Source organism: Halorussus pelagicus, from assembly GCF_004087835.1.
Taxonomy (GTDB): domain Archaea; phylum Halobacteriota; class Halobacteria; order Halobacteriales; family Haladaptataceae; genus Halorussus; species Halorussus pelagicus.
The window spans coordinates 1560548-1580227 of the sequence record NZ_CP035119.1 but is presented as its reverse complement, the minus strand read 5'-3'; the positions used below and the strand labels follow the sequence as shown (position 1 = coordinate 1580227).

14 protein-coding genes are annotated in these 19680 nt (G+C 63.4%); 9 read left to right on the top strand and 5 right to left on the bottom strand.

The window, feature by feature from the left end; all coding sequences use genetic code 11:
- Positions 1 to 5: 5 nt before the first annotated feature.
- Positions 6 to 1013 carry an AI-2E family transporter gene (locus EP007_RS07940; RefSeq protein WP_128477145.1) on the top strand — a complete coding sequence of 336 codons (1008 nt, stop codon included), beginning with the start codon at positions 6 to 8 and terminating at the stop codon, positions 1011 to 1013.
- Here the strand turns inward: EP007_RS07940 and EP007_RS07935 are convergent.
- Positions 1004 to 4258, bottom strand: coding sequence for a right-handed parallel beta-helix repeat-containing protein (locus EP007_RS07935; protein WP_128477144.1), 3255 nt, complete (start codon positions 4256 to 4258; stop codon positions 1004 to 1006). The two genes, EP007_RS07940 and EP007_RS07935, sit on opposite strands and share 10 nt — an antisense overlap.
- 407 nt (positions 4259 to 4665) lie before the next feature.
- Entirely contained in the window at positions 4666 to 5448 is a 783-nt protein-coding gene (locus EP007_RS07930) for a sulfurtransferase (protein ID WP_128477143.1), read from the bottom strand.
- 234 nt (positions 5449 to 5682) lie between these two features.
- On the opposite strand from EP007_RS07930, the gene EP007_RS07925 reads away from it, so the two are divergent.
- Positions 5683 to 6549 (top strand): sulfurtransferase, encoded by an 867-nt coding sequence (locus EP007_RS07925; RefSeq protein WP_128477142.1) that lies wholly within the window; start codon positions 5683 to 5685, stop codon positions 6547 to 6549.
- A 49-nt stretch (positions 6550 to 6598) separates the two neighbouring features.
- Here EP007_RS07925 and EP007_RS07920 read toward each other — a convergent pair whose 3' ends face one another.
- Entirely contained in the window at positions 6599 to 7468 is an 870-nt protein-coding gene (locus tag EP007_RS07920; RefSeq protein WP_128477141.1) for an SDR family oxidoreductase, read from the bottom strand.
- A gap of 59 nt (positions 7469 to 7527) precedes the next feature.
- Here EP007_RS07920 and EP007_RS07915 point away from each other — a divergent pair, with 59 nt between their 5' ends.
- The 6 genes from EP007_RS07915 to uvrB all read left to right on the top strand — a co-directional run bounded on the left by EP007_RS07915 (position 7528) and on the right by uvrB (position 13291).
- Positions 7528 to 8346 carry an acetoacetate decarboxylase family protein gene (locus tag EP007_RS07915; RefSeq protein WP_128477140.1) on the top strand — a complete coding sequence of 273 codons (819 nt, stop codon included), beginning with the start codon at positions 7528 to 7530 and terminating at the stop codon, positions 8344 to 8346.
- 26 nt (positions 8347 to 8372) lie between these two features.
- A complete protein-coding gene (locus tag EP007_RS07910) occupies positions 8373 to 9485 on the top strand; it encodes a sensor histidine kinase (protein WP_128477139.1) in 1113 nt (370 codons plus the stop codon).
- A 154-nt stretch (positions 9486 to 9639) separates the two neighbouring features.
- Positions 9640 to 9873, top strand: coding sequence for a hypothetical protein (locus EP007_RS07905; protein ID WP_128477138.1), 234 nt, complete (start codon positions 9640 to 9642; stop codon positions 9871 to 9873).
- A gap of 77 nt (positions 9874 to 9950) precedes the next feature.
- Positions 9951 to 10589, top strand: coding sequence for a rubrerythrin family protein (locus EP007_RS07900; RefSeq protein WP_128477137.1), 639 nt, complete (start codon positions 9951 to 9953; stop codon positions 10587 to 10589).
- A 187-nt stretch (positions 10590 to 10776) separates the two neighbouring features.
- The gene (locus EP007_RS07895) at positions 10777 to 11142 is read left to right on the top strand and encodes a hypothetical protein (RefSeq protein ID WP_128477136.1); all 366 of its coding nucleotides are present in this window, start codon (positions 10777 to 10779) and stop codon (positions 11140 to 11142) included.
- An 88-nt stretch (positions 11143 to 11230) separates the two neighbouring features.
- Positions 11231 to 13291 (top strand): excinuclease ABC subunit UvrB, encoded by a 2061-nt coding sequence (uvrB, locus tag EP007_RS07890; protein ID WP_128477135.1) that lies wholly within the window; start codon positions 11231 to 11233, stop codon positions 13289 to 13291.
- 106 nt (positions 13292 to 13397) lie between these two features.
- On the opposite strand, the gene EP007_RS07885 is transcribed toward uvrB, so the two are convergent.
- Positions 13398 to 13715 (bottom strand): hypothetical protein, encoded by a 318-nt coding sequence (locus tag EP007_RS07885; protein ID WP_128477134.1) that lies wholly within the window; start codon positions 13713 to 13715, stop codon positions 13398 to 13400.
- Between the two features lie 71 nt (positions 13716 to 13786).
- On the bottom strand, positions 13787 to 15652 hold the full coding sequence (locus EP007_RS07880) for a cation:proton antiporter domain-containing protein (RefSeq protein WP_128477133.1): 1866 nt from the start codon (positions 15650 to 15652) through the stop codon (positions 13787 to 13789).
- Between the two features lie 140 nt (positions 15653 to 15792).
- On the opposite strand from EP007_RS07880, the gene EP007_RS07875 reads away from it, so the two are divergent.
- Positions 15793 to 19680: an Eco57I restriction-modification methylase domain-containing protein gene (locus tag EP007_RS07875; protein WP_128477132.1), complete on the top strand. Its 3888-nt coding sequence runs from the start codon at positions 15793 to 15795 to the stop codon at positions 19678 to 19680.

The following is a 19680-nucleotide window of genomic DNA, read 5'->3' as shown; positions in this document are numbered from 1 at the left end:
CGGATATGTCTCAGTCGCGCCAGTGGGTGCTGGCGGGCGTGTTGGCGCTGGTCGGTCTACTCGCGGCCGCGGTGCTGTTCGACGTGTTGGGCACCGTCTTCCTCGCCATCACGGTGGCCTACGTTCTCGTGCCGCTCCACGAGCGGTTCGTCGAGCGCGGGGTGCCGTCGTGGTGGGCCAGCGCGGCCGCCAGCGCCGTCGCGTTCGTGAGCGTCCTTTTGCTGTTCCTATCGTTCGGCTTTCTGCTCTACCGGCGACGGAGCGAGTTGGTAGATTTCCTGATCGGTCTCCCCAATAGCGTCACCTTCGAGCTGTTCGGCGCGGCGTACACGGTTGAGGCCGGGTTCGTGACGGAGATACTGCGCGAGTACCTCGGCGTCGTCGCGCTCGGACTCGCGCGCACCGCGCCGGTCCTCGCGCTCAAGGGCACCCTGTTCGCGTTGTTGGTGTTCGGCCTGCTCGTGGGACGAGAGCGGGCGCGTCGCGCTCTGCTCGCGCCGATTCCCCACGCCTACCGCGACGTTGTCGCGGCGTTCCACGAGCGCACCCGCGCCACGCTCTACGCCATTTACGTCCTGCAAGCCGCGACAGCGGTCGGGACCTTCCTCGTGGCGCTCCCCGTGTTCTACGCCCTCGATTTCCCGTTCGTGTTCACGCTCGCGCTCGTGGCTGGCTTCCTCCAGTTTCTCCCCATCGTCGGTCCCTCGTTCCTCGTCGCCCTGCTGGCGCTCTATCGCCTGACCGGCGACGACCTCACGGGCGCAATACTGGTCTTCGTCGTGGGCGGCCTCGTCATCGGGTGGTTGCCCGACGCGGTCATCCGGACGCGGTTGGCCCGCGAGACGGCCGACCTGCCCGGAAGCCTCTACTTTGTCGGCTTCACGGGCGGCCTGCTCAGCGTCGGTCCCATCGGATTCATCGCCGGGCCGCTCGTCGTTGCGCTCCTCGTGGAGGCCAGCGAGTTGCTGGCCGCCGAGGTCAACGGCTACGAAGCGTACCGTCCTCAGTCGTAGATGAATCGCGTCACCGCCCAGAGCAGGGCGACCAGCGCGACCCACAGCGCGCCGCTCCCGACCCCGACCCTGAGCAGTCCGTCGGTTCCGAATAGGCCGAACCCGACCCAGACGGTCGTTCCGGCGACCGCGAGCGCGTTGATGGTCTTCCCGCTGACGGAGACGCCCGCGCGTCGAACCGTCTGGAACGCGCCGACCGCGCCAAGGAGCAGGCCGCTCCCGTAGAGGACGAGACCGAGGAGACCCCCGAATGTGGTGAAAACGGTCGGTCGCGGCAGGAAGGCGCTCTCGGCGCTCGACGGGAGCGTCGTCTCGTTACTCGGTCGGGTGGTCGCGTTCGTGGTCGCCGTACCGCCCACGCTCGTCGTGGTCGTCGCGGTTCGGCTGCGGACCGCGACAGTGGTCTCGGCGGGCGCGGCGCTCTCGATTCCCATCTCGTCGGCGACGACCAGCGAGACGGTGTAGTTGCCCGTCTCGCCGAAGGAGGCGGTCGCGTTCCCCGGCGCGGACGCGTCGTCGGTCGGTCCCGAGACGTTCCCAGTCGGAGCGACCGCGAACCGATAGCTCTCGACGCTCCCGTCGGCGTCGCTGGACTCGCGGCCCGAGAGGACCACGCGCTCGCCGACTCCCGCGGGAGTCGGCGAGACGGCGACGTTCGCCACCGGCCGGTGGTAGCGCGGACCGAACGGCGAGGACGCCGAGGGGACGAAATCGACCCACCCGCGCCGAGTCACGACTCGGTCGCCGGACCCCTCGGGGTGAATCGAGGCGTGAGTCGGCCCGGTTTCAGCACCCCAGTAGTTACGCTCGGCGACGACGGTCCGGGTGGCGTTGACGAACAGGCGCGTGGTCGTGTTCGCGTCCACGAGCGTATTGACGTTGACCATCATCCCGCGGTCGTGGCCGTACACGTCGTTGCCCCGGAGGGCGACACCCTGTCGCTCCTCGTCTCCTTTCCGAAGCACGACGCCGGTGGGGATGTCCGCCGAAAGCGACTGCACCGAGAGCGCGGCGTCCCCGTTGTCCCAAACGTCGCCTTCCTTGCCGGGGCGGAGAACGACGGTGTACTCGTCGGGCGGGCGGCGGTCGAGCAGTCGCTCGACTTCGCGGTCGTCGATGAGTTCGGCGAGTTCCTCGCTGACCTCGTCGGTTCGGAAGATAGCGCCCGCGTCGCCCTCTTCGACCACGATGCCGGTCCCCGGCCGATACTCTCGGAGTTCGACCGGCGCGTCAAGACCGTGGGTGTTGTAGACGACGGTGTTGTTCGAGATTCGACTGCCGAACGCGCCAGCGACCCGGATTCCGTAGGCGTTCGCCGCCACGAGGTTGTCCGACAACTCAACCACTCCGGCGTGGGACAACCGGTTGTTCACGTTCAGGCCGACGCCCGCGTTGTCGAGGACGCGATTCGACGCGGCCGAGACCTCGTGGACGACCAGTTCCGTCCGAGCGGAGAGACCGTCGCCGCGATTCCGAGCCAGCGTGTTGTTCCGAATCGTCGAGTTGCGGAATCGGTCGGCGAGCAAGCGCACGCCGTCGGCGTCGTTGCCCTCGAAGCGGTTGTCCCGAACGTCGAGTCGAGAGAGGACGTTCCCCTTGAAGCGGAGTCCGGCGTCCCCGTTCTCGGACACGTCGTTGCCCCGGACTGCAATGTCCCGGAGTCGCGTCGAGGAGGCGACGACTGAGACGCCTCGGCCGTCGTTCTGAGAGAGCGTGTTGTCGGCGAGCGTCATCGAGAGGTGCTGAGAGTAGTGTTTCGCGCGGTGGCGGACGCGCACCCCGGTCGAACTCTCGGTGACGGCGTTCGAGTCGATTCGAATCCGGTCGGCGTTCTCCTCGCTGGCGTAGAGACCGATACCTGCGTCGGCGTCTGCGATTCGGTTGTCACGGAGTGTCAGGTCGGTCGCTCGCTGGGCGGCGACTCGGACGCCGTCGGCCCCGTCACCGACAGTCGAGAGGCGGTTCCCGCTGATGACCGACGACTCGACCCGCCGACCGCGAAGCGAGATTCCCGACCCGCGGGTGTGAGAAAAGGAGTTGTCCGTGACCCGAACGCGGCGGGTCTTGTCCGCCGCAACGAAGACGCCCTGCTCGCCCGTCGATTCGAAGGTTGACCCCGTGACGGTGACTCCGCGAGTACGACTCTCCGCCACGTCCGAACTCGACCCCGCGCCGGACGACCGGAGGTCGAAGGGGAGGACGGTCGTCGCGGTCTGAGAGACGCCGTTCGTCCGGAGGTCGAGTTCGACGGGATAGGTCCCGTAGGTTCGCGGGTTGACAACGTCCTCGTAGACGGCGACGACGGTCGCGCCTGCTGGGACGGTAATCGTCTCGGAGAGTTCGATTTCGTAGCCGTTGGGCCTGCGGTGGGTGGCGTTCTCGATTTCGGCACGGAGCGACCGGTCGATGGTGCCGTTTCGATTGCGGTCGATGCCGAACTGGAGGAGCGACCCCCGTGTCAGATCCGCGATGTTTCCGTGTCCGCGGTAGTCGATTCGGAGCGTGTCCATCGTCGTATCGGCACCGAGCGCGAGCGAGGTTCGGTGGATCGTCCGGTCGCCGAGTTCGGTCGAGATGGGAACGACGTTCGACTCGCCGACTGTTCCGGCACCGGGTGTGACGGTGACGCCTCGCTCGCCGATATTGGTAAACGTCGAGTCCTCGACAGTGAGTTTGGGCGTGCCGGTCACGTCACTGACCAGAATTCCGTTGCGACTCGCGTTGCGGACGGTGACGGCGGTAACGTCCACTCGGCCGACCGCGCTCCCGACAGTGAGCGCGTTCGTCGCGTTTTCGACCGTCGCGTGCGCGAGCGAGAGGTGCGAGCGCCGCCCGCCCTCGTAGCGAATCGACGCCCAGCGAACGTCGTCCGGGGCTTGGGGCGCAGTTGCGACCGTAATCGGGTCGCTCTCGGTGCCCTCGGCGGTGAGATTGCCTTGGACCGTAATCTCGATATTCGCCGCGGGTTGGACGGTCGTTCCGGGTTCCACGACGAGCGTCGCGCCCTCCTCGACGGTCACGTCGGCCGCGACGCGGTAGGGACCTCCGTCCGCGGACCACGTCGTGTCCTCGGTGATGTCCGCCTCGACGTAGGTTACGTCGGCGCTCGCCGAGGTTGCGTCGTCCGCCGCACTGCCGACCGATGCGGCGTCGGCCGCGAGCGCGGCCGTCGCGGGAGCGACCGCCGAAACCCCCAGAATCAAGACCATTAGCAGGGCGAGCGTCCGAGTTGGCGCGCGGTTCACACTAGCTATTGGGAGATGAAAACCATAAATCATACCGGTCGTGACCTGTCTGAACCTGGGTCACTGTCCAGTTGAGAGACGAGGTGGTCCGCGGAATCCCGACATGCTAGCATGACGTGAGGATTACTCTCGCTCAATCCAAATATATAGATAGCAGACACTATACCGCAGAGTTGATTTTGAATATTGTGAAATGGGAGCGTAAGCGTGAGTATTTTACAGAATAAGAGAGCGGTGGGAAGTCTAAAGCAAGGGTTGGTATTTTCAATTGGTGGACTCGTAATAGTAACTTCGATGAACCGACTTTCGATGGAATGGATAGTGTATTGTCTCCTATCTGGTGCGTGTTTCTCGATTCTCTATTTCGTGGTGAATAAATTATAATTATGTGCAGACCGACCCCGCCGTCAGGTCCCGGTCTCGATGGGACCGCCGACCGACTCCCAGTCGGTCAGACTCCCCTCGTAGAACGCGAGGTCGTCGTAGCCCAGCGACGAGAGGACGACGTAGGTGTGGCTGATTCGCCGGGCCGTGTTGCAGTAGAGGACCACGCGCTTGTCGGGCGTGATGCCGTGTGCCGCCAGCACGTCGGTCATCTCCGCCTCGGGTTTCAGCCCGCGCGTCTCGTCGTCCACGAGTTCGCGCCAGTCGAGGTTGACCGCGCCGGGCAGGTGGCCCTCCTCGTACTCCCAGTCGTCGCGGGTGTCCACGAGGACGCTGTCGGGGTCGTCTACCGCCGTCTCGACTTGCTCGTGGCCCACGAAGGGCGAATGGTCCGGTTCGCGGACCTCGTAGGTGGTCGATTCGACCTCGGGCGCGTCGCTGGTCGTCTCGCGCTCGCGCATCCACGAACTATAGTCGCCGTTGAGCAGATGGAGGTCAGTGTGGCCGTAGGCCTCCGCGGTGACGAGGAACCGCGCGGCGAAGACGCCGTGGGTGTCGTCGTAGGCGACCACGGTGTCGTCCGCCGAGATTCCCGCCTCGCCCAACAGGTCGGCCCACGCCTCCGCGCCGGGCAGGGTTCCGGAAGCGTCACTGTCTTGGTCCCGAAAGCTGTCGAACGGGACGTTGACCGCGCCCGGAACGTGGCCGATGCCGTCGTACTCCCACGAGTCGCGCACGTCCACGACTCGTACGTCGTCCAAGCGGTCTTCGAGCCAGTCGGCGCTGACTACGACGTTTTCGTTCATCGGACGAAGGTAGGGCGGCCGCGGCTAAATGCCTCGGGTTCCGGACGGTCGTTCGCCAAATCTCATAGCTACCGGCAAAAATATCTTCTTTTGGAGGTGCGAAACATGTCGGCACCGACCCGTTCGACACCAGCGAGACGGGTATCGGCAATACTCTCTGGTAGGGGAGACAGAAGGCGTTACCTACCGTAAGTAAAGAAGATATAACGTGAGGACGTGTAGGACTAGATGGTTATGAGCAATTCAGCGTACGCGAACGATGTTCTTGTCACCGCCGACTGGGTGGCGGACCACCTCGACAAGTTCCAGAGCGACGACTCCGAGTACCGACTCGTGGAGGTTGACGTAGACACCGAGGCCTACGACGAGACCCACGCGCCGGGTGCTGTCGGCTTCAACTGGGAGACCCAGTTGCAGGACCAGACCCAGCGCGACATCCTCGAAAAGGACGACTTCGAGGACCTGCTGGGGAGTCACGGCATCACCGAAGACTCCACCGTAGTCCTCTACGGTGACAACTCGAACTGGTTCGCGGCCTACGCCTACTGGCAGTTCAAATACTACGGCCACGACGACGTACGTCTCCTCGACGGCGGCCGCGAGTTCTGGCTCGAAAACGACTACGAGACCACCGACGAGGTGCCGGAGTTCTCCGAGCAGAGCTACGACGCGGGCGGCCCGCGCGAGTCCATCCGGGCCTACCGCGACGACGTAGAGAAGGCCATCGACCGCGGCGTTCCGCTCGTGGACGTTCGGTCGCCCGAGGAGTACAGCGGCGAAGTCCTTGCCCCGCCAGGACTCCAGGAGACCGCCCAGCGCGGCGGCCACATCCCCGGCGCGAAGAACATCTCGTGGGCCGCAGTCACGAACGAGGACGGCACGTTCAAAACCCGCGACGAACTCGCCGACCTCTACGCCGAGGAGGGCATCGACGGCGACGGGACCACCGTCGCATACTGCCGCATCGGCGAGCGGTCGTCGGTCGCGTGGTTCGCGCTCCACGAACTGCTCGGCTACGACGACACCGTCAACTACGACGGGTCGTGGACCGAGTGGGGTAATCTCGTGGACGCGCCGATTGAAACCGGTAGCGGAGAATAGCGAGCGAGCGTTTCAGCGCGAATAGCTCCCTTCCGTCCCGCCTCTTCTTTCAAATCAAACCCCACTCCCGCAACCGAACCGCCGACTTCGCTAACCCCCAGATAGCCCTGTCTCGCAGGCGGTCGGGTAGAATCCGCGAGGAGACGATGGCTCGCGCGACCCACCCGACCGGGTAGCGCGTCTTCGGGTCCGAGACGGTGGCGGCCCGGAGAATCGTCTCGGCGACGCGCTCGGGACCGACCGCCAGCGGGCCGCCGTCGAGTGCGGCACCGCGCTCGTAGAGGTCGTACACGTCGTCGTAGGCCGAGGAGCGCTCGGCGTCGGCCATGCGGTCCATCGCGGCCTCCTCGAAGTTCGTCCGGACCCACGCGGGTTCGACGGCGACCACCTCGACTTCCGGAGCGACTTCGAGTCGGAGCGCGTCGGTCAGGCCTTCGAGCGCGAACTTCGCGCTGCTGTAGGTGCCGAGACCGGGGAACGCCGCCCGGCCGAGGACGCTAGAGACGTTGACGATGCGGCCGGAACCGGGGCGGCCGGACCCGGACGCGCGCAGATGGGGCAGGGCGGCGCGCGCGAGGCGGTGTGGCCCGTGGACCAGCACGTCGAACTGCTCGCGGGCGAGGTCGGCCGACACGTCCTCCATCGCGCCGACGACGCCGAAGCCAGCGTTGTTGACCAGACAGTCGATGCCCCCGGTCTCGTCGGCGACTCGGGCGACGACTGCCTCGCACTGCTCGGCGTCGGTCACGTCGAGTTCCGCGGTCTCACACTCCTCGGCCAACGGGTCGAGCAGGTCCTCGCGCAGGTCAGTCGCGTAGACGGTCCAACCCTCGCGGGCGAACGCGCGGGCAGTCCGGCGGCCGATGCCGGACCCACATCCCGTGAGGAGGACGGTTCGGTCGCGCTCTGTCGCGGTCATACTCGACGTTCGGACGAGCCACGCCAAAGGTTTCGGGTGTCCGGCGAGTAGCCCCGCGCATGGTCCCAGACGACGAGCGCGCCAGCGAGCGGAAGGGAGAACGCGCCCGACAGGACGACGAGCGCGCTGATGGACGAAGAGTACGCCAGCTCTCGACGGGCCACACGGTCGAACTCCCGCTTGACTGCGAGTTCACGATGGCGGGCGCGCTGTTTCCCGCCTCGGCTGAGAGTCTCGCCACCGGGCTTCCCGACCGCCTCTCGCCGGTCCGGGTTGCGCCCCGGACCGGCGCACTCGCGCTCGTAAGCATCGAATACCACCGCGTCGGCGGGTTGGACCCCTACGACGAGTTCGCGGTTATCGTCCCGGTCGTCGCCGACGCCCGGACCGACTTGCCGGGTGTGCAGTTCGTCGGCGGGGACCTCGGCGGGTGGGTCCACTGGTTGCCGGTCACGACCGAGGAGTCGGTCGCGCTCGGGCGGGAGATTTGGGGCTACCCCAAGGAAGTCGCCGACATCGAAATCGAGGAGCGCGCGGGAACTCGACGCACGACCGTCTCGCTCGACGGCGAGTTGGTCGTTGTTCTCGACGTGGAACCGGTCGAGCCGAGGACGTGCGACGTGACGACCGCGGTGACCCGCAAGCGCGACCTGACGTTGCAGAGCTACACCGAACTGGACGGCGACCTTCTCGGGACCCGCGTGGCTCTCGACGGCCCGCTCGCGGTCCGGCCGTTGAGCCAGCGCGCCTCGGTCTCGCTCGGGAGCCACGACCTGGCGGACGAGCTTCGCGCTCTCGGGATTCGGAACTGTTCGCTCGGCCGACTGTACTCGTCGCGGACGGAGGCGCGGTTGCACCCCGGAGCGGCGGTCTTATAATGCGAGGGACGTATCCATACGAGTAGATGTCATCTCTCGGAGAAACGATTGCTGGACCACTCTCAACCGACGAGACCAGCGACGGTCGGGCGGACGGCGACCTGCGGCGCGTCGCGGGAAGCGGCATCATCGCGCTTACCGGATTCGCGCTCCTCGTGCCGACCGTCTCCAGACTCGTCGCTGGGCCGGAATCACTCGTCGCTGGCGTTCTCGCTGGCCTCGGAACCGTGGTCGCGCTCGTCCTCGTCGCGGCGGGATACCTGATACACCGCGCCGGGTTCTCGGCGTCGAACACCCTGCGCATCGCCGGATGGAACACGCTCGGCGTGGTCGTCCTCGGAGCGGTTCTCGCCCTGGTCTATTTCTACCGACCGCTCGCGGTTCCGCCGTTCGTCGTGGCGACCGTGCTGGGCGTCAGCGCGGCCGCGCACGTCATCATCGGCGTCAACGACGTGCGGCGCATCCGGGCCGAGGAACTGGCGACCGAGCGCGAGAAGACCGCGGTGCTGAATCGCCTGATTCGACACAACCTCCGGAACGACGTGCAGGTGCTGGGCGGGTTCGCCGAGCGACTGACCGCGGAGGTCGAGGACCCGGAACTCGCCGACGTTGCGGGCCGCGTCGAACGCAAGGCCACCGACCTCGGCGGGATGTACGGCAAGGTCGCCGACATTCAGGAGACCATCGAGGGCGAGGCGGCCCCGACCCGCCCGGTCGAACTCCGGCCGGTCGCCGACGCGGTGGCCGAGGAGTTCCGCGAGACCTCCCCCGACGCCGACATCGCGGTGTCGGTCCCAGACGGGATGGCAGTCAGCGCCAACGACCAACTCCGGCGCGTCCTCGCCAACGTCGTGGAGAACGCTCTCGAACACCACCGCGGGGACTCCCCGCAGGTCCGACTCGCCGCCGAGCGGTTCGGCGACCGGGTCGAAGTCCGGGTCAGCGACGACGGACCGGGCATCCCTGACGACGAGGTGGCGGTGTTGACCGGCGACCGCAACCTCACGCAACTCGACCACGGGAGCGGGTTCGGTCTCTGGCTTGTCAAGTGGGTCGTCGAGAGCTACGGCGGCGAGGTGCGCTTCGAAGAGAGCGATTCCGGGGGAACTCGCGTCGTTCTCACGCTCGACGCGGCGTAACGTACCGGTAGCCGAGCGAGGTTCGGGCCATATTTTCTAGCCAACTAGATATTAACTACTGGTGAAAAATAGAAAATATTTTATCCGATTAGTGTGTTGCCTGTTATCACTGCTCCAACTCACGGACGCAGGTGACACACACACACACACACACATGACCCTGAAACGAACGAAACTCCTGCTCGTCGCCGCAGTGGTTTTGACCGCGTTCACCGCCGGTGCGACTGCGACGACAGCGGACGCGAGCGTAAATGCACAGCCGATAACCGACGACGTGACTCAGTCCATCGACATCGTGCTGGCCAACGACCCCATCTGTGACATGTCGGGAGTCTCCGTGATGTGTGGCTCACCCACATGCCCGAATCCGTTACCGTACTACTGCTGACGGACTCGTCCTCGCAACCACTCCAATTTCTCGCCGCAGACGCTACTTACAAGCGACTGGTTTCCGTACGCTTCGGTATGAACTCCGAGAACTTCCTCGACACCGTCCGCGACGACAACGAGACCGCGCTCTCCCGACTCGGCTCCTCGAAGTCGCTCTACGCCGAAACCGAGGGTGAGATGGAACCCGAAGTCGTGTTCCGCGCCGCCGCCGACGCCGAGTACGCCGCCAGCGAGACCTTTGGGGCGTGGGCCGACGACGCTAGCGCCGAGTCGGTCCGCGAGACGTTCGCCGACTTCGGCGACCAAGAGCGCGACCACTACGAGCAGGTCGTGGGGAAACTCGACGAGGGCGTAGAGAACCACGACCCGAGCGAGGTGCCCGCCATCCACGAGTACCTGCGCGGTCTCGAAACCGACCCCGCGCGCGTCGGCGGATTTTTGGGCCGGACGCTCGCCAGCGAGAAGTCCAAAGAGCAGATGGTCGGCTTCTTCGTCGGACAGGCCGACCCCCAGACCGCCCAACTGTTCCGCGACTTGGGCGAGGACTTGGATGGGCAGATAGAGCGCGGCACGGAACTGCTGGCGGAAGTCTGTGAGAGCGACGAGGACTGGGACGCGGCGCTGGAGGCGGCGAGCGGTGCGATTGGGACGGCCTACGACGAGTACACCGAGACGCTGGAGGGGATGGGTGTGAATCCGAAGCCGGTATGTTGAGGCGACGGTTCCAGCAAGTAGCCCTGTGCGCGACGACTAGCGACGAACGCGTCGTGAGTACCGAACTCGCCGACGATTCGTGCGCGCTCACACAACGCGAACGGAGGGTTTCTCCGGACGAGTCGAGCCATTGGAGAGACGTGCCGGGACACGAGGTTTGATTGTATTACGGCCACCTCAGTCAGATATGACTGACTCTGCGTGGGAGCTATATACGGAAGACAACGTCTTGGTAGCGAGATTCCCCGAAGGGATGCCAGCAGATGAGTCCGAGTTCGCAAAGGTGAACGAGCAGTTCGAAGAACTCGCCGCGAAGGAGGACGTGACGGCTCACATCTCGTTCGTGCAGATGGACGACGCGTTGCACGAGGGCGTCTACGAGAAGGCGGCCGAGGCCGCTCGCGTCGGCAAGACCTACGGCATCACGAAGTGGGCGATGGTCTCGGAGGGCATCAAGAAGATGGCCGTCGCCAGTTCCATCAACGAAATCGAGGGCGTCGAGACGACGACCACGTCGAGTTTCGAGGACGCGATGGAGTGGGCGAAGGAGTAGTCGGGTCGCGGTGTCGTCGCCGGGGTGGCGTCGCCATCGAGGGAGCGACGAGGAGGTAAAGTAGCTTCAATCCCTAATACGCTCCACAATGAGCGACGCCGACAGCGGGCCGCTTTCGCCCGACAGGCCCGAGGCCGAGTCCGAGTTCCGGGTCGATGCGCCCTTCGACCCCGCCGGGGATCAACCGGAGGCCATCGAGCAGTTGGCCGAGGGGTATCGGTCGGGAATGGACAAACAGACCCTGCTCGGGGTGACGGGGTCGGGGAAGACCAACACCGTCTCGTGGCTGGTCGAGGAGATTCAGAAACCGACGCTAGTCATCGCACACAACAAGACGCTCGCCGCCCAACTCTACGAGGAGTTCCGGAACCTCTTCCCCGACAACGCCGTCGAGTATTTCGTCAGTTACTACGACTACTACCAGCCTGAAGCCTACGTCGAGCAGACCGACAAGTACATCGAGAAAGACGCCTCCATCAACGAGGAGATAGACCGCCTGCGCCACTCCGCGACGCGCTCACTTCTCACGCGCGACGACGTAATCGTCGTCGCGTCGGTCTCCGCGATTTACGGGCTTGGTGACCCGCGAAACTACGAGGAGATGAGCCTGCGTCTCGAAGTCGGCGAGGAAATCGAACGCGACGAACTGCTGGCGCGCCTCGTGGACCTGAACTACGAGCGCAACGACGTGGACTTCACGCAAGGCACCTTCCGCGTGCGGGGCGACACCGTCGAAATCTTCCCGATGTACGGCCGATACGCCGTGCGCGTCGAACTGTGGGGCGACGAAATCGACCGCATGCTGAAGGTTGACCCCTTGGAGGGCGAAGTCCAATCGCAGGAGTCGGCCGTCCTCGTCCACCCCGGCGAACACTACTCGATTCCCGAACAGACGATGGACGACGCCATCGCCGAAATCGAGGACGACTTACACGACCGCATCGGCTACTTCGAGCGGAACAACGACCTCGTGGCGGCCCAGCGCATCGAGGAGCGGACGACCTTCGACCTCGAAATGATGCGGGAGGCCGGATACTGCTCGGGCATCGAGAACTACTCGGTCTACCTCTCGGACCGCGACCCCGGCGACGCGCCCTTCACGCTGTTGGACTACTTCCCCGACGACTTCCTGACCGTCATCGACGAATCCCACCAGACCGTCCCGCAAATCAAGGGCCAGTTCGCGGGCGACAAGTCCCGGAAGGACAGCCTCGTGGAAAACGGCTTTCGCCTGCCGACGGCCTACGACAACCGTCCGCTCCAGTTCGAGGAGTTCGAGGGGAAGACCGACCGGACCCTTTATGTCTCGGCGACGCCCGCCGACTACGAGCGCGAGCAGAGCGAGCAGATAGTCGAGCAGATTGTTCGGCCCACGCATCTCGTGGACCCCAAAGTCGAGGTCACGGACGCCGAGGGCCAGATAGACGACCTGATGGACCGCATCGAAACTCGGACCGACAACAACGAGCGCGTCCTCGTCACGACGTTGACCAAGCGCATGGCCGAGGACCTGACCGAGTACCTCGAAGAGGCTGGCGTCGCGGTCGAGTACATGCACGACGAGACCGACACCTTGGAGCGCCACGAACTCGTTCGGGGCCTGCGCCTCGGCGAGTTCGACGTTCTCGTCGGCATCAATCTCCTGCGCGAGGGACTGGACATCCCGGAAGTCTCGCTCGTCGCCATCCTCGACGCCGACCAGCAGGGGTTCCTGCGCTCGGAGACCTCGCTGGTCCAGACCATGGGTCGGGCCGCCCGGAACGTCAACGGCGAGGTGGTCCTCTACGCCGACGAGACCACCGACGCGATGGCGGCCGCAATCGACGAGACCCAGCGCCGTCGGGCCATCCAGCAGGAGTACAACGAAGAACACGGCTTCGAGGCGACGACAATCGAGAAGGAAGTCTCGGACGCGAACCTGCCGGGGAGCAAGACCGACACCTCCGGCGTGACCGACGGCGAACCCGAGACCGACGAGGAGGCCGAGCGCCGCATCGAGGAGTTAGAGGAGCGCATGAACGACGCTGCGAGCAATCTGGAGTTCGAGTTGGCGGCCGACATCCGCGACCGGATTCGGGAGTTGCGCGAGGAGTTCGAAGTCGATGTGGACGTTGAGGGCGGCGTTCCGGAACCAAGAGACGGGCTGTGAACGGCCGGTCTTCGAGTTGAGGAGGGTCTACCTGTCTTACAGTCGAACGTTCGACCGAACCTCTCAGGTGACCCCGAGACGGCTGGCGACGGCGTCGCGCTCGGTCCTACAGGTACACTTTGCGGAGTTCGAGCGCCGTCCCAACGGTCAGCGCAGCGACGACACCAGCGACTAACGATTGCATCCTAATTGCCGCAGTCATGACGAGAGCGAACGCTATCGTGACCGGGAATCCGGCTACCGGACGGGTTTCCGCGAAATCGTAGATGCGAGAGACGAGTACGCCCGCACAACTCCCGGCGACGAAGACGAGCCAGTTCACGTACAGGCCGTGTGTGTACCAGAAGAACACGGCCAGTATCGTCATCAGGAGAGACGCGAGGGCGTCTTGCCAGCCGTCGGCACGCAGTGCGTTCGCGTTCATGATAAAAATTCGTTGTGAGCCGGTGCAGGAAAAATTCGGAAACAGGCGTTCGTCTCGCTATTCCGGTCGTCTCAGGTCCGCGGGTGACAGCGATTGATGGCTTGATGGACCGACTCCGTCCGACCGAGCAAGGTGATGTGGTCGCCGCGCTGAAGCGTGAAGTCCTCGCTCGGAACCTCGCTGTCGCCGTCTCGGCCGACCAGCGCGATAAGGACGCCGTTCGGGAGTTCGTCGTCGAGTTCCGAGATGGTCTTGCCCACGAGGTCGTCCGCGGTGACCTCGATTTCCTGCACGTCGCCCGACCGGCCGAGTTCGGTCATCCAGTCCGACAGCGCCGGGCGCTCGATGGCGTTGTCGATGGCCCACGCCGTCGCCGACGAGGCGTCGATGGTCTGGACACCGAGGTCCTCGAAGGCATCGACGTTGTCGGGGTTGTTGGCCCGCGCGATGACGGTTTCGGCGTCGAACTTCGACTTCGAGAGTTGCGCGACCAGCAGGTTCGCGTCGTCGTCGCCGGTCGCGGCCACGATTATTTTCGCGTTCTCTGCGCCCGCATTCTGGAGGACTTCGGTGTCGGTCCCGTCTCCTTGATGGACCGTGAAGTCCTCGCCGCGGGCTAGCTCTACCATTTCCTGATCTCTCTCGATGAGGACCACGTTTTCGCCACGGTCTTCGAGGCGTTCGGCGAGCGAGCGGCCCACCTTCCCGCCTCCAACGATGATTACACGCATAGGTATCACGTCCAAGTATTCCGCGATGTGTCGAGCGAATCCGCCCTCGAAAACGACCGTCGTCAGGATGACGAGGAAGACAGTCCCGACGAGGATGTCCGCGGTCTCACCCAGTCCTTGGTTCTGGAGTTGGACCGCGAATAGCGTGGCGACCGACGCCGGGATGATGCCTCGCGGCCCGACGACGCTCATGAAGACGCGCTCGTTGAGGGTGTATCGGTCGCCCGTCGTCGAGAGCATGACGCCGAGCGGACGAACGACGAGCGCGACGGCCACGACGACCACGATACCCTCGCCGCCGAGACCCAGCAACGTATCGAACTCAAGCAGGGCCGCCAGCGCGATGAAGACGAACGAGAGGACGAGCAACGTGATGTCGCCCTTGAACGCCTCGATGTCTTCCTTGTACGGGATGTCGAGATTCCCGAGGACGACGCCCGCGGTCGCCACCGCCGCGATTCCCGCCTCGGTTGCGAGGGTGTTGGCGCTCCCGAAAGCGACCAACGCGCCCGCAAGGGTGATGAGTCGGGCGTTCTGCGGAGCGTTGTCCGGCGAGAGATCGACGTACTGCAAGAGGTACCAGACGACTCCGGCGACGACCAGCCCGGCGAGGATGCCGATACCGAGTCGGCGCGCGAAGTCGGCGACGACCTCGTTGACGGTCGGACTTTCCAGAAGCACCAACTCGAAGGTGACGACAGCCAGAATCGCGGCGGTCACGTCGTTGACCACGCCCTCGGTTTCGAGCGCGATTTCGACGCGGTCGCGGGCGGGCACCACTTCGAGAATGGGCGTGATGACCGTCGGACCGGTGGCGACCAGCAGCGACCCGACGAGCATCGCCACGTCCCATGGGACGCCGAGCGCGAACCGGACCACGACCGCGGTGCCGACTAACGCGACGATGGCACCGATGGTCACGAGTCTGAGCGTCGCCGAGGGCGCTTCACGAAGCTTCTCGGTCGTGAGGTGGAACGCCCCTTCGAAGACGATGATGGCGACCGAAAGCCCGACGATGGCCGACAGCGCGCCGCCGAACGCCTCGGGCGTGATTATCTGTAACCCCTCGGGACCGATAATAATTCCAGCGAGGATGAGAAACAGCACGCTGGGCACTTGAAAACGGTCGGCTAGGACCTGCGCTCCGACACCGAGACCGATAATCGCGGCGACGATGGGTACAAGCGCGCCACCTTCTGCTGCCACTCTATGTAATCCTCCTATTGAGGGTAAAGTGGGGTGAGTGGTTTAAAACAGTCGGTAGCGGCCAGCGAAGTTAGTTGCGTGAATTTATGTGGGAGGGCCGAACCAGTATCACCAGTACCCTGCGGTCTTCGAGGTTCACCATGAACGAGCGAGAGAACCCCTTACGCTCGGTCCCCACCGAGTTCGTCACCGAAGCGTTCGACACCGAGGTATCGGAGTCCCAAATCGAGAGCGTCGCAACCGCGGTCTCGGACGCCGTCGCTGACCTGCGAGAGAGCGTCGGTGACGACCGACTCGAAGAACTGCTCCGAGACGGCGAAGCCACGACGCTGATGGCGCGCGACAGCGCGGAGAACGAGGACCCCGAACCCATCACCAAGCGAACCGTCATCGAACCGCTGTTCGCGGCGCTCGGCTATCCCGACCCCGCCGTCGAGGCGGGCGACCGCTCGGACGAACGAGGCAAGCAGGCGGACTACTCCTTCTCGCTCGCCGAGTACGACGACGTGGACTCGGGGCGACTGCTGGTCGAGGCCGAACCGATGAACAAGCGACTCGACCAAGAGAGCCACGGACTCGGGCAAGTCAAAGACTGGCTCGACCGCAAGAAGTTCGACGCCAACTTCGGGTTGGCAACCGACGGGCTACGGTGGGTGCTGGTCAAGTACGACCGCGACACCTACAGCTACGACACCTTGGCCGAGGTGAACCTCCAGCGGACCTTCGTCAAAGCGTTCGAGAACCAGACGGGGCGCAACGTCGGACTGGACGAGTGGGTCGAAGGCGACGACCGGGAGCTGGTAGAGACGTTCGTCCGGTCGTTCGGCTACGAGAACTTCGTCTCAATCGCCAGCGAGGCGCGGGCGGTCATCAAGGAGACGAAAGCCGAAATCACCGACGAGTTCTACGACGAGTACGTCCAGTACGTCTTCGGCATCCGACCCGACGGCGAGGAGCGGACGACCCGAAGCCTCGTCGGCGACGGCGTAATCGCGCCGGAAGCGGCGACCGGCGACGACGTGCGACTGTTCGCGGTCGGGTTGATGAACCGCCTCGTCTTCCTGAAGTTCCTCGAAGACAAGCGACTGGTGGACGCCGACCTCCTCCGGAAACTGGTGGCGGACCACGACGACGGTCTGAACCCCGAGACGTTTTACAAGACCTATCTCGAACCGCTGTTTTTCGGCATCTTGGACGAGAAACCCGACGACCGGACGGGCCGGATTCGGGACATCGACGTGTACAGCGAGGTGCCGTATCTCAACGGTGGCCTATTCCGGCCGACCAGCGAGTGGGACGGCGACGTGAACGAGCGCGAGTTCGACGTGCGCGACACGGTGTTGCTCTCCATCGTGGACCTGCTGGAGCGCCACGACTTCTCGGCGGACGGCGGGCCGACCGACCTCGACCCGAGCGTGCTGGGCAACGTCTTCGAGAAGACTATCAACCACATCACGGGCGACGCGGGCGACCAGAAGAAGGAACTGGGAGCCTACTACACGCCCGACGAAATCACGCGCTTTTGCGCGGAGGAGACGGTCCAACCCGCGCTTTTGGAGCGGTTCGCCGACCGAATGGTCGCCGAATGGGGCTGGACCGACGAGATGGCCGACTACGACGACGTGTACGAACTCGTGGACGCGCTCCCCGAGACGAACACCGACCTCATCGAGGACCTGCTCGCGGTGGTAGACGAGTTCCGCGCGCTCGACCCTGCCTGTGGGTCGGGCCACTTCCTCACCTCGGTCCAGAGCGAACTCGTCGGTATCCGGAAGGCCCTCTACGAGAAACACGACGAGACTCCGCCGACGTGGAAACTCCACAAGCAGACGGTCGTCCAGAACGTCTACGGCGTGGACATCGTGAACCCGGCGGTCGAAATCGCCAAACTCCGACTCTGGCTCTCCATCATCACCGAGGTGGACCCCGACGAGGTGGCCACCTACGACGACGAGGAACTGGCGCTCCCGAACGTGGTGTTCAACGTCCGGCAGGGCAACAGCCTCATCGGCTACACCGACCTGATGGAGACGAGTTCCGACAGCGACCAGTCGCGCCTCGACGCGTGGGGTGCCGACACGGTGCGCGAGAAGTACGGCGACATCATCGAACTGGTCGAGAAGCACAAGGCAACCAGCGACACCGAGGAGGCCAAGGCGTATCTGGAAGACGCCGAGGAACTGCTGGACCAGTACCGCGACGACTTGGACGAGAAGGTGCTGTTGGAGTTCAAAGAGGCCGGAATCGAGGACATCGGCGTCGAGCAGGTCCGGGAGTACGAACCGTTCCACTGGGTCTTGGAGTTCGCGCAGGTGTATGGTGATGGTGGGTTCGACGTGATTGTGGGGAATCCGCCGTGGGAAGTTTTGACAGTAAATCGAGACGACTTTTTCTCGCAGTTTGACAGTCGTTTTCGAACACGAACACCCTCGGAGAAAGACCAGAAACAGAAAGAACTCTTGGAGAGAGACGAGAGAGAAATTCAACCGAAATGGCAGGACTATCAGCGGCGGATGAAAATCCGGTCTACCTACTTTAAAAAGAGTGGGAGTTACGAGTTGCAAACTCCGAAAGTAGCCGGGCGGACAGTCGCCAATGAAAACGACTTGTCGGCCCTATTTTTAGAACGTGTTCTTAAATTGGCTGACAATGATGGTTACGTTTCACAAGTTCTGCCGGGCGTCGTATTTACTGGCGCTTCCTGTAAAGACCTACGCAAACACTTACTGAACCAAACAAGAGTGAATTCTCTCGTGACTTTTGAAAACCACGGGATATTTGACGATATTGATAACAGGTACAATTTCGGCACTCTCGTTCTGAAGAACTCCGGAGAGACAGACGTTCTCAAGGGGAAGTTCGTGCAAAAGGATCTTCGAATACTCAAAAATCTGGACGAAGAAGCAATCAGCATCAGCAAAACAGTTCTTGGAAACTTCTCACCAGAAGCGAGTATATTCCCCAGCGTTAACTCCGGAAAAGAAACTGACGTTCTAGAAAAAGTACTCAAGAACCCGGCTATAGGTGAACAAAGCGGAGAAAAATGGTACGCTGACCCCTATACCGAACTACACTTATCCCAAGATTCTGATCGGCTTGTCGAAGAGAAATATAACGGAGACTACCCTGTTCTTGGCGGTAGGAATGTCTATCAGTACTCTTATTCTCCGGATTTCGTAGACGATTTAGAATCTCCTAACTTCTGGAGTGTTAGTGAGGAAACGGACCCTGAAAAGAGTGGAAAACAGCGAATTCGAGAAAAGAACCTTCCAGATTTGAAGCGGTCGGTTTACGACGAGTTCGGTGGAGAAAAGACCAGCAAGTCCCAGAAGCAGTTTGTAAACGACCTATTAGAAGACGAGCGAGGAGAACCATTAACCGAAGAAGACGTTCTTCTTGACTGCACAGAGTACCGGCTTGCTTACCGAGAAATCGCTCGTTCAACTGACGAGCGGACGATGATTGCCGCAATAATCCCGAAGGGAGTAATAAGCTACCACAAATTACCTACTCTTCGGCCGTACTCAATTCAACCGGAAGAAAAACATCTCCAGAAGAAGCGTCTTCACGGCGCTTACAACCGAATATTCACCGATAAAGAACTATTCGTAGCGTTGGGACTACTCAATAGCATTCCGTTTGACTTCCTAATGAGGACAAAAATCGACTCAAGTATTGTCCAGTATAAATTCAAAGAATCTCAAGTCCCCCGCCTCACCTCGGGCGACGACTGGTTCGAATACATCTCCCATCGCGCGGCGCGCCTCAACTGCTACGGCGAGCAGTTCGCGGAGATGCGCGAGCGGTTGGGCGGCATCGACGCCGCGACCGACCCCGACGAGCGCCAGCGTCTCCAAGCCGAAATCGACGCCGCGGCGTTCCACGCCTACGGACTCGACCGCGAGGAGACCCGGTTCGTGCTGGACGACTTCCACCGGGTGCGCGACCCGCGGATGATGACCGAGGAGTATTTCGACCTCGTGGCTGAGACCTACGACGAACTGGCCGAGCGCGGGCCGATGGACTGA

What these genes read in the sequence shown, in the direction of transcription:
- EP007_RS07940 (WP_128477145.1), top strand. Translation starts at nt 6, where the DNA reads ATGTCTCAGTCGCGCCAGTGGGTGCTGGCGGGCGTGTTGGCGCTGGTC.
- EP007_RS07930 (WP_128477143.1), bottom strand. Translation starts at nt 5,448, where the DNA reads ATGAACGAAAACGTCGTAGTCAGCGCCGACTGGCTCGAAGACCGCTTG.
- EP007_RS07925 (WP_128477142.1), top strand. Translation starts at nt 5,683, where the DNA reads ATGAGCAATTCAGCGTACGCGAACGATGTTCTTGTCACCGCCGACTGG.
- EP007_RS07920 (WP_128477141.1), bottom strand. Translation starts at nt 7,468, where the DNA reads ATGACCGCGACAGAGCGCGACCGAACCGTCCTCCTCACGGGATGTGGG.
- EP007_RS07915 (WP_128477140.1), top strand. Translation starts at nt 7,528, where the DNA reads ATGGTCCCAGACGACGAGCGCGCCAGCGAGCGGAAGGGAGAACGCGCC.
- EP007_RS07910 (WP_128477139.1), top strand. Translation starts at nt 8,373, where the DNA reads ATGTCATCTCTCGGAGAAACGATTGCTGGACCACTCTCAACCGACGAG.
- EP007_RS07905 (WP_128477138.1), top strand. Translation starts at nt 9,640, where the DNA reads ATGACCCTGAAACGAACGAAACTCCTGCTCGTCGCCGCAGTGGTTTTG.
- EP007_RS07900 (WP_128477137.1), top strand. Translation starts at nt 9,951, where the DNA reads ATGAACTCCGAGAACTTCCTCGACACCGTCCGCGACGACAACGAGACC.
- EP007_RS07895 (WP_128477136.1), top strand. Translation starts at nt 10,777, where the DNA reads ATGACTGACTCTGCGTGGGAGCTATATACGGAAGACAACGTCTTGGTA.
- uvrB (WP_128477135.1), top strand. Translation starts at nt 11,231, where the DNA reads ATGAGCGACGCCGACAGCGGGCCGCTTTCGCCCGACAGGCCCGAGGCC.
- EP007_RS07885 (WP_128477134.1), bottom strand. Translation starts at nt 13,715, where the DNA reads ATGAACGCGAACGCACTGCGTGCCGACGGCTGGCAAGACGCCCTCGCG.
- EP007_RS07875 (WP_128477132.1), top strand. Translation starts at nt 15,793, where the DNA reads ATGAACGAGCGAGAGAACCCCTTACGCTCGGTCCCCACCGAGTTCGTC.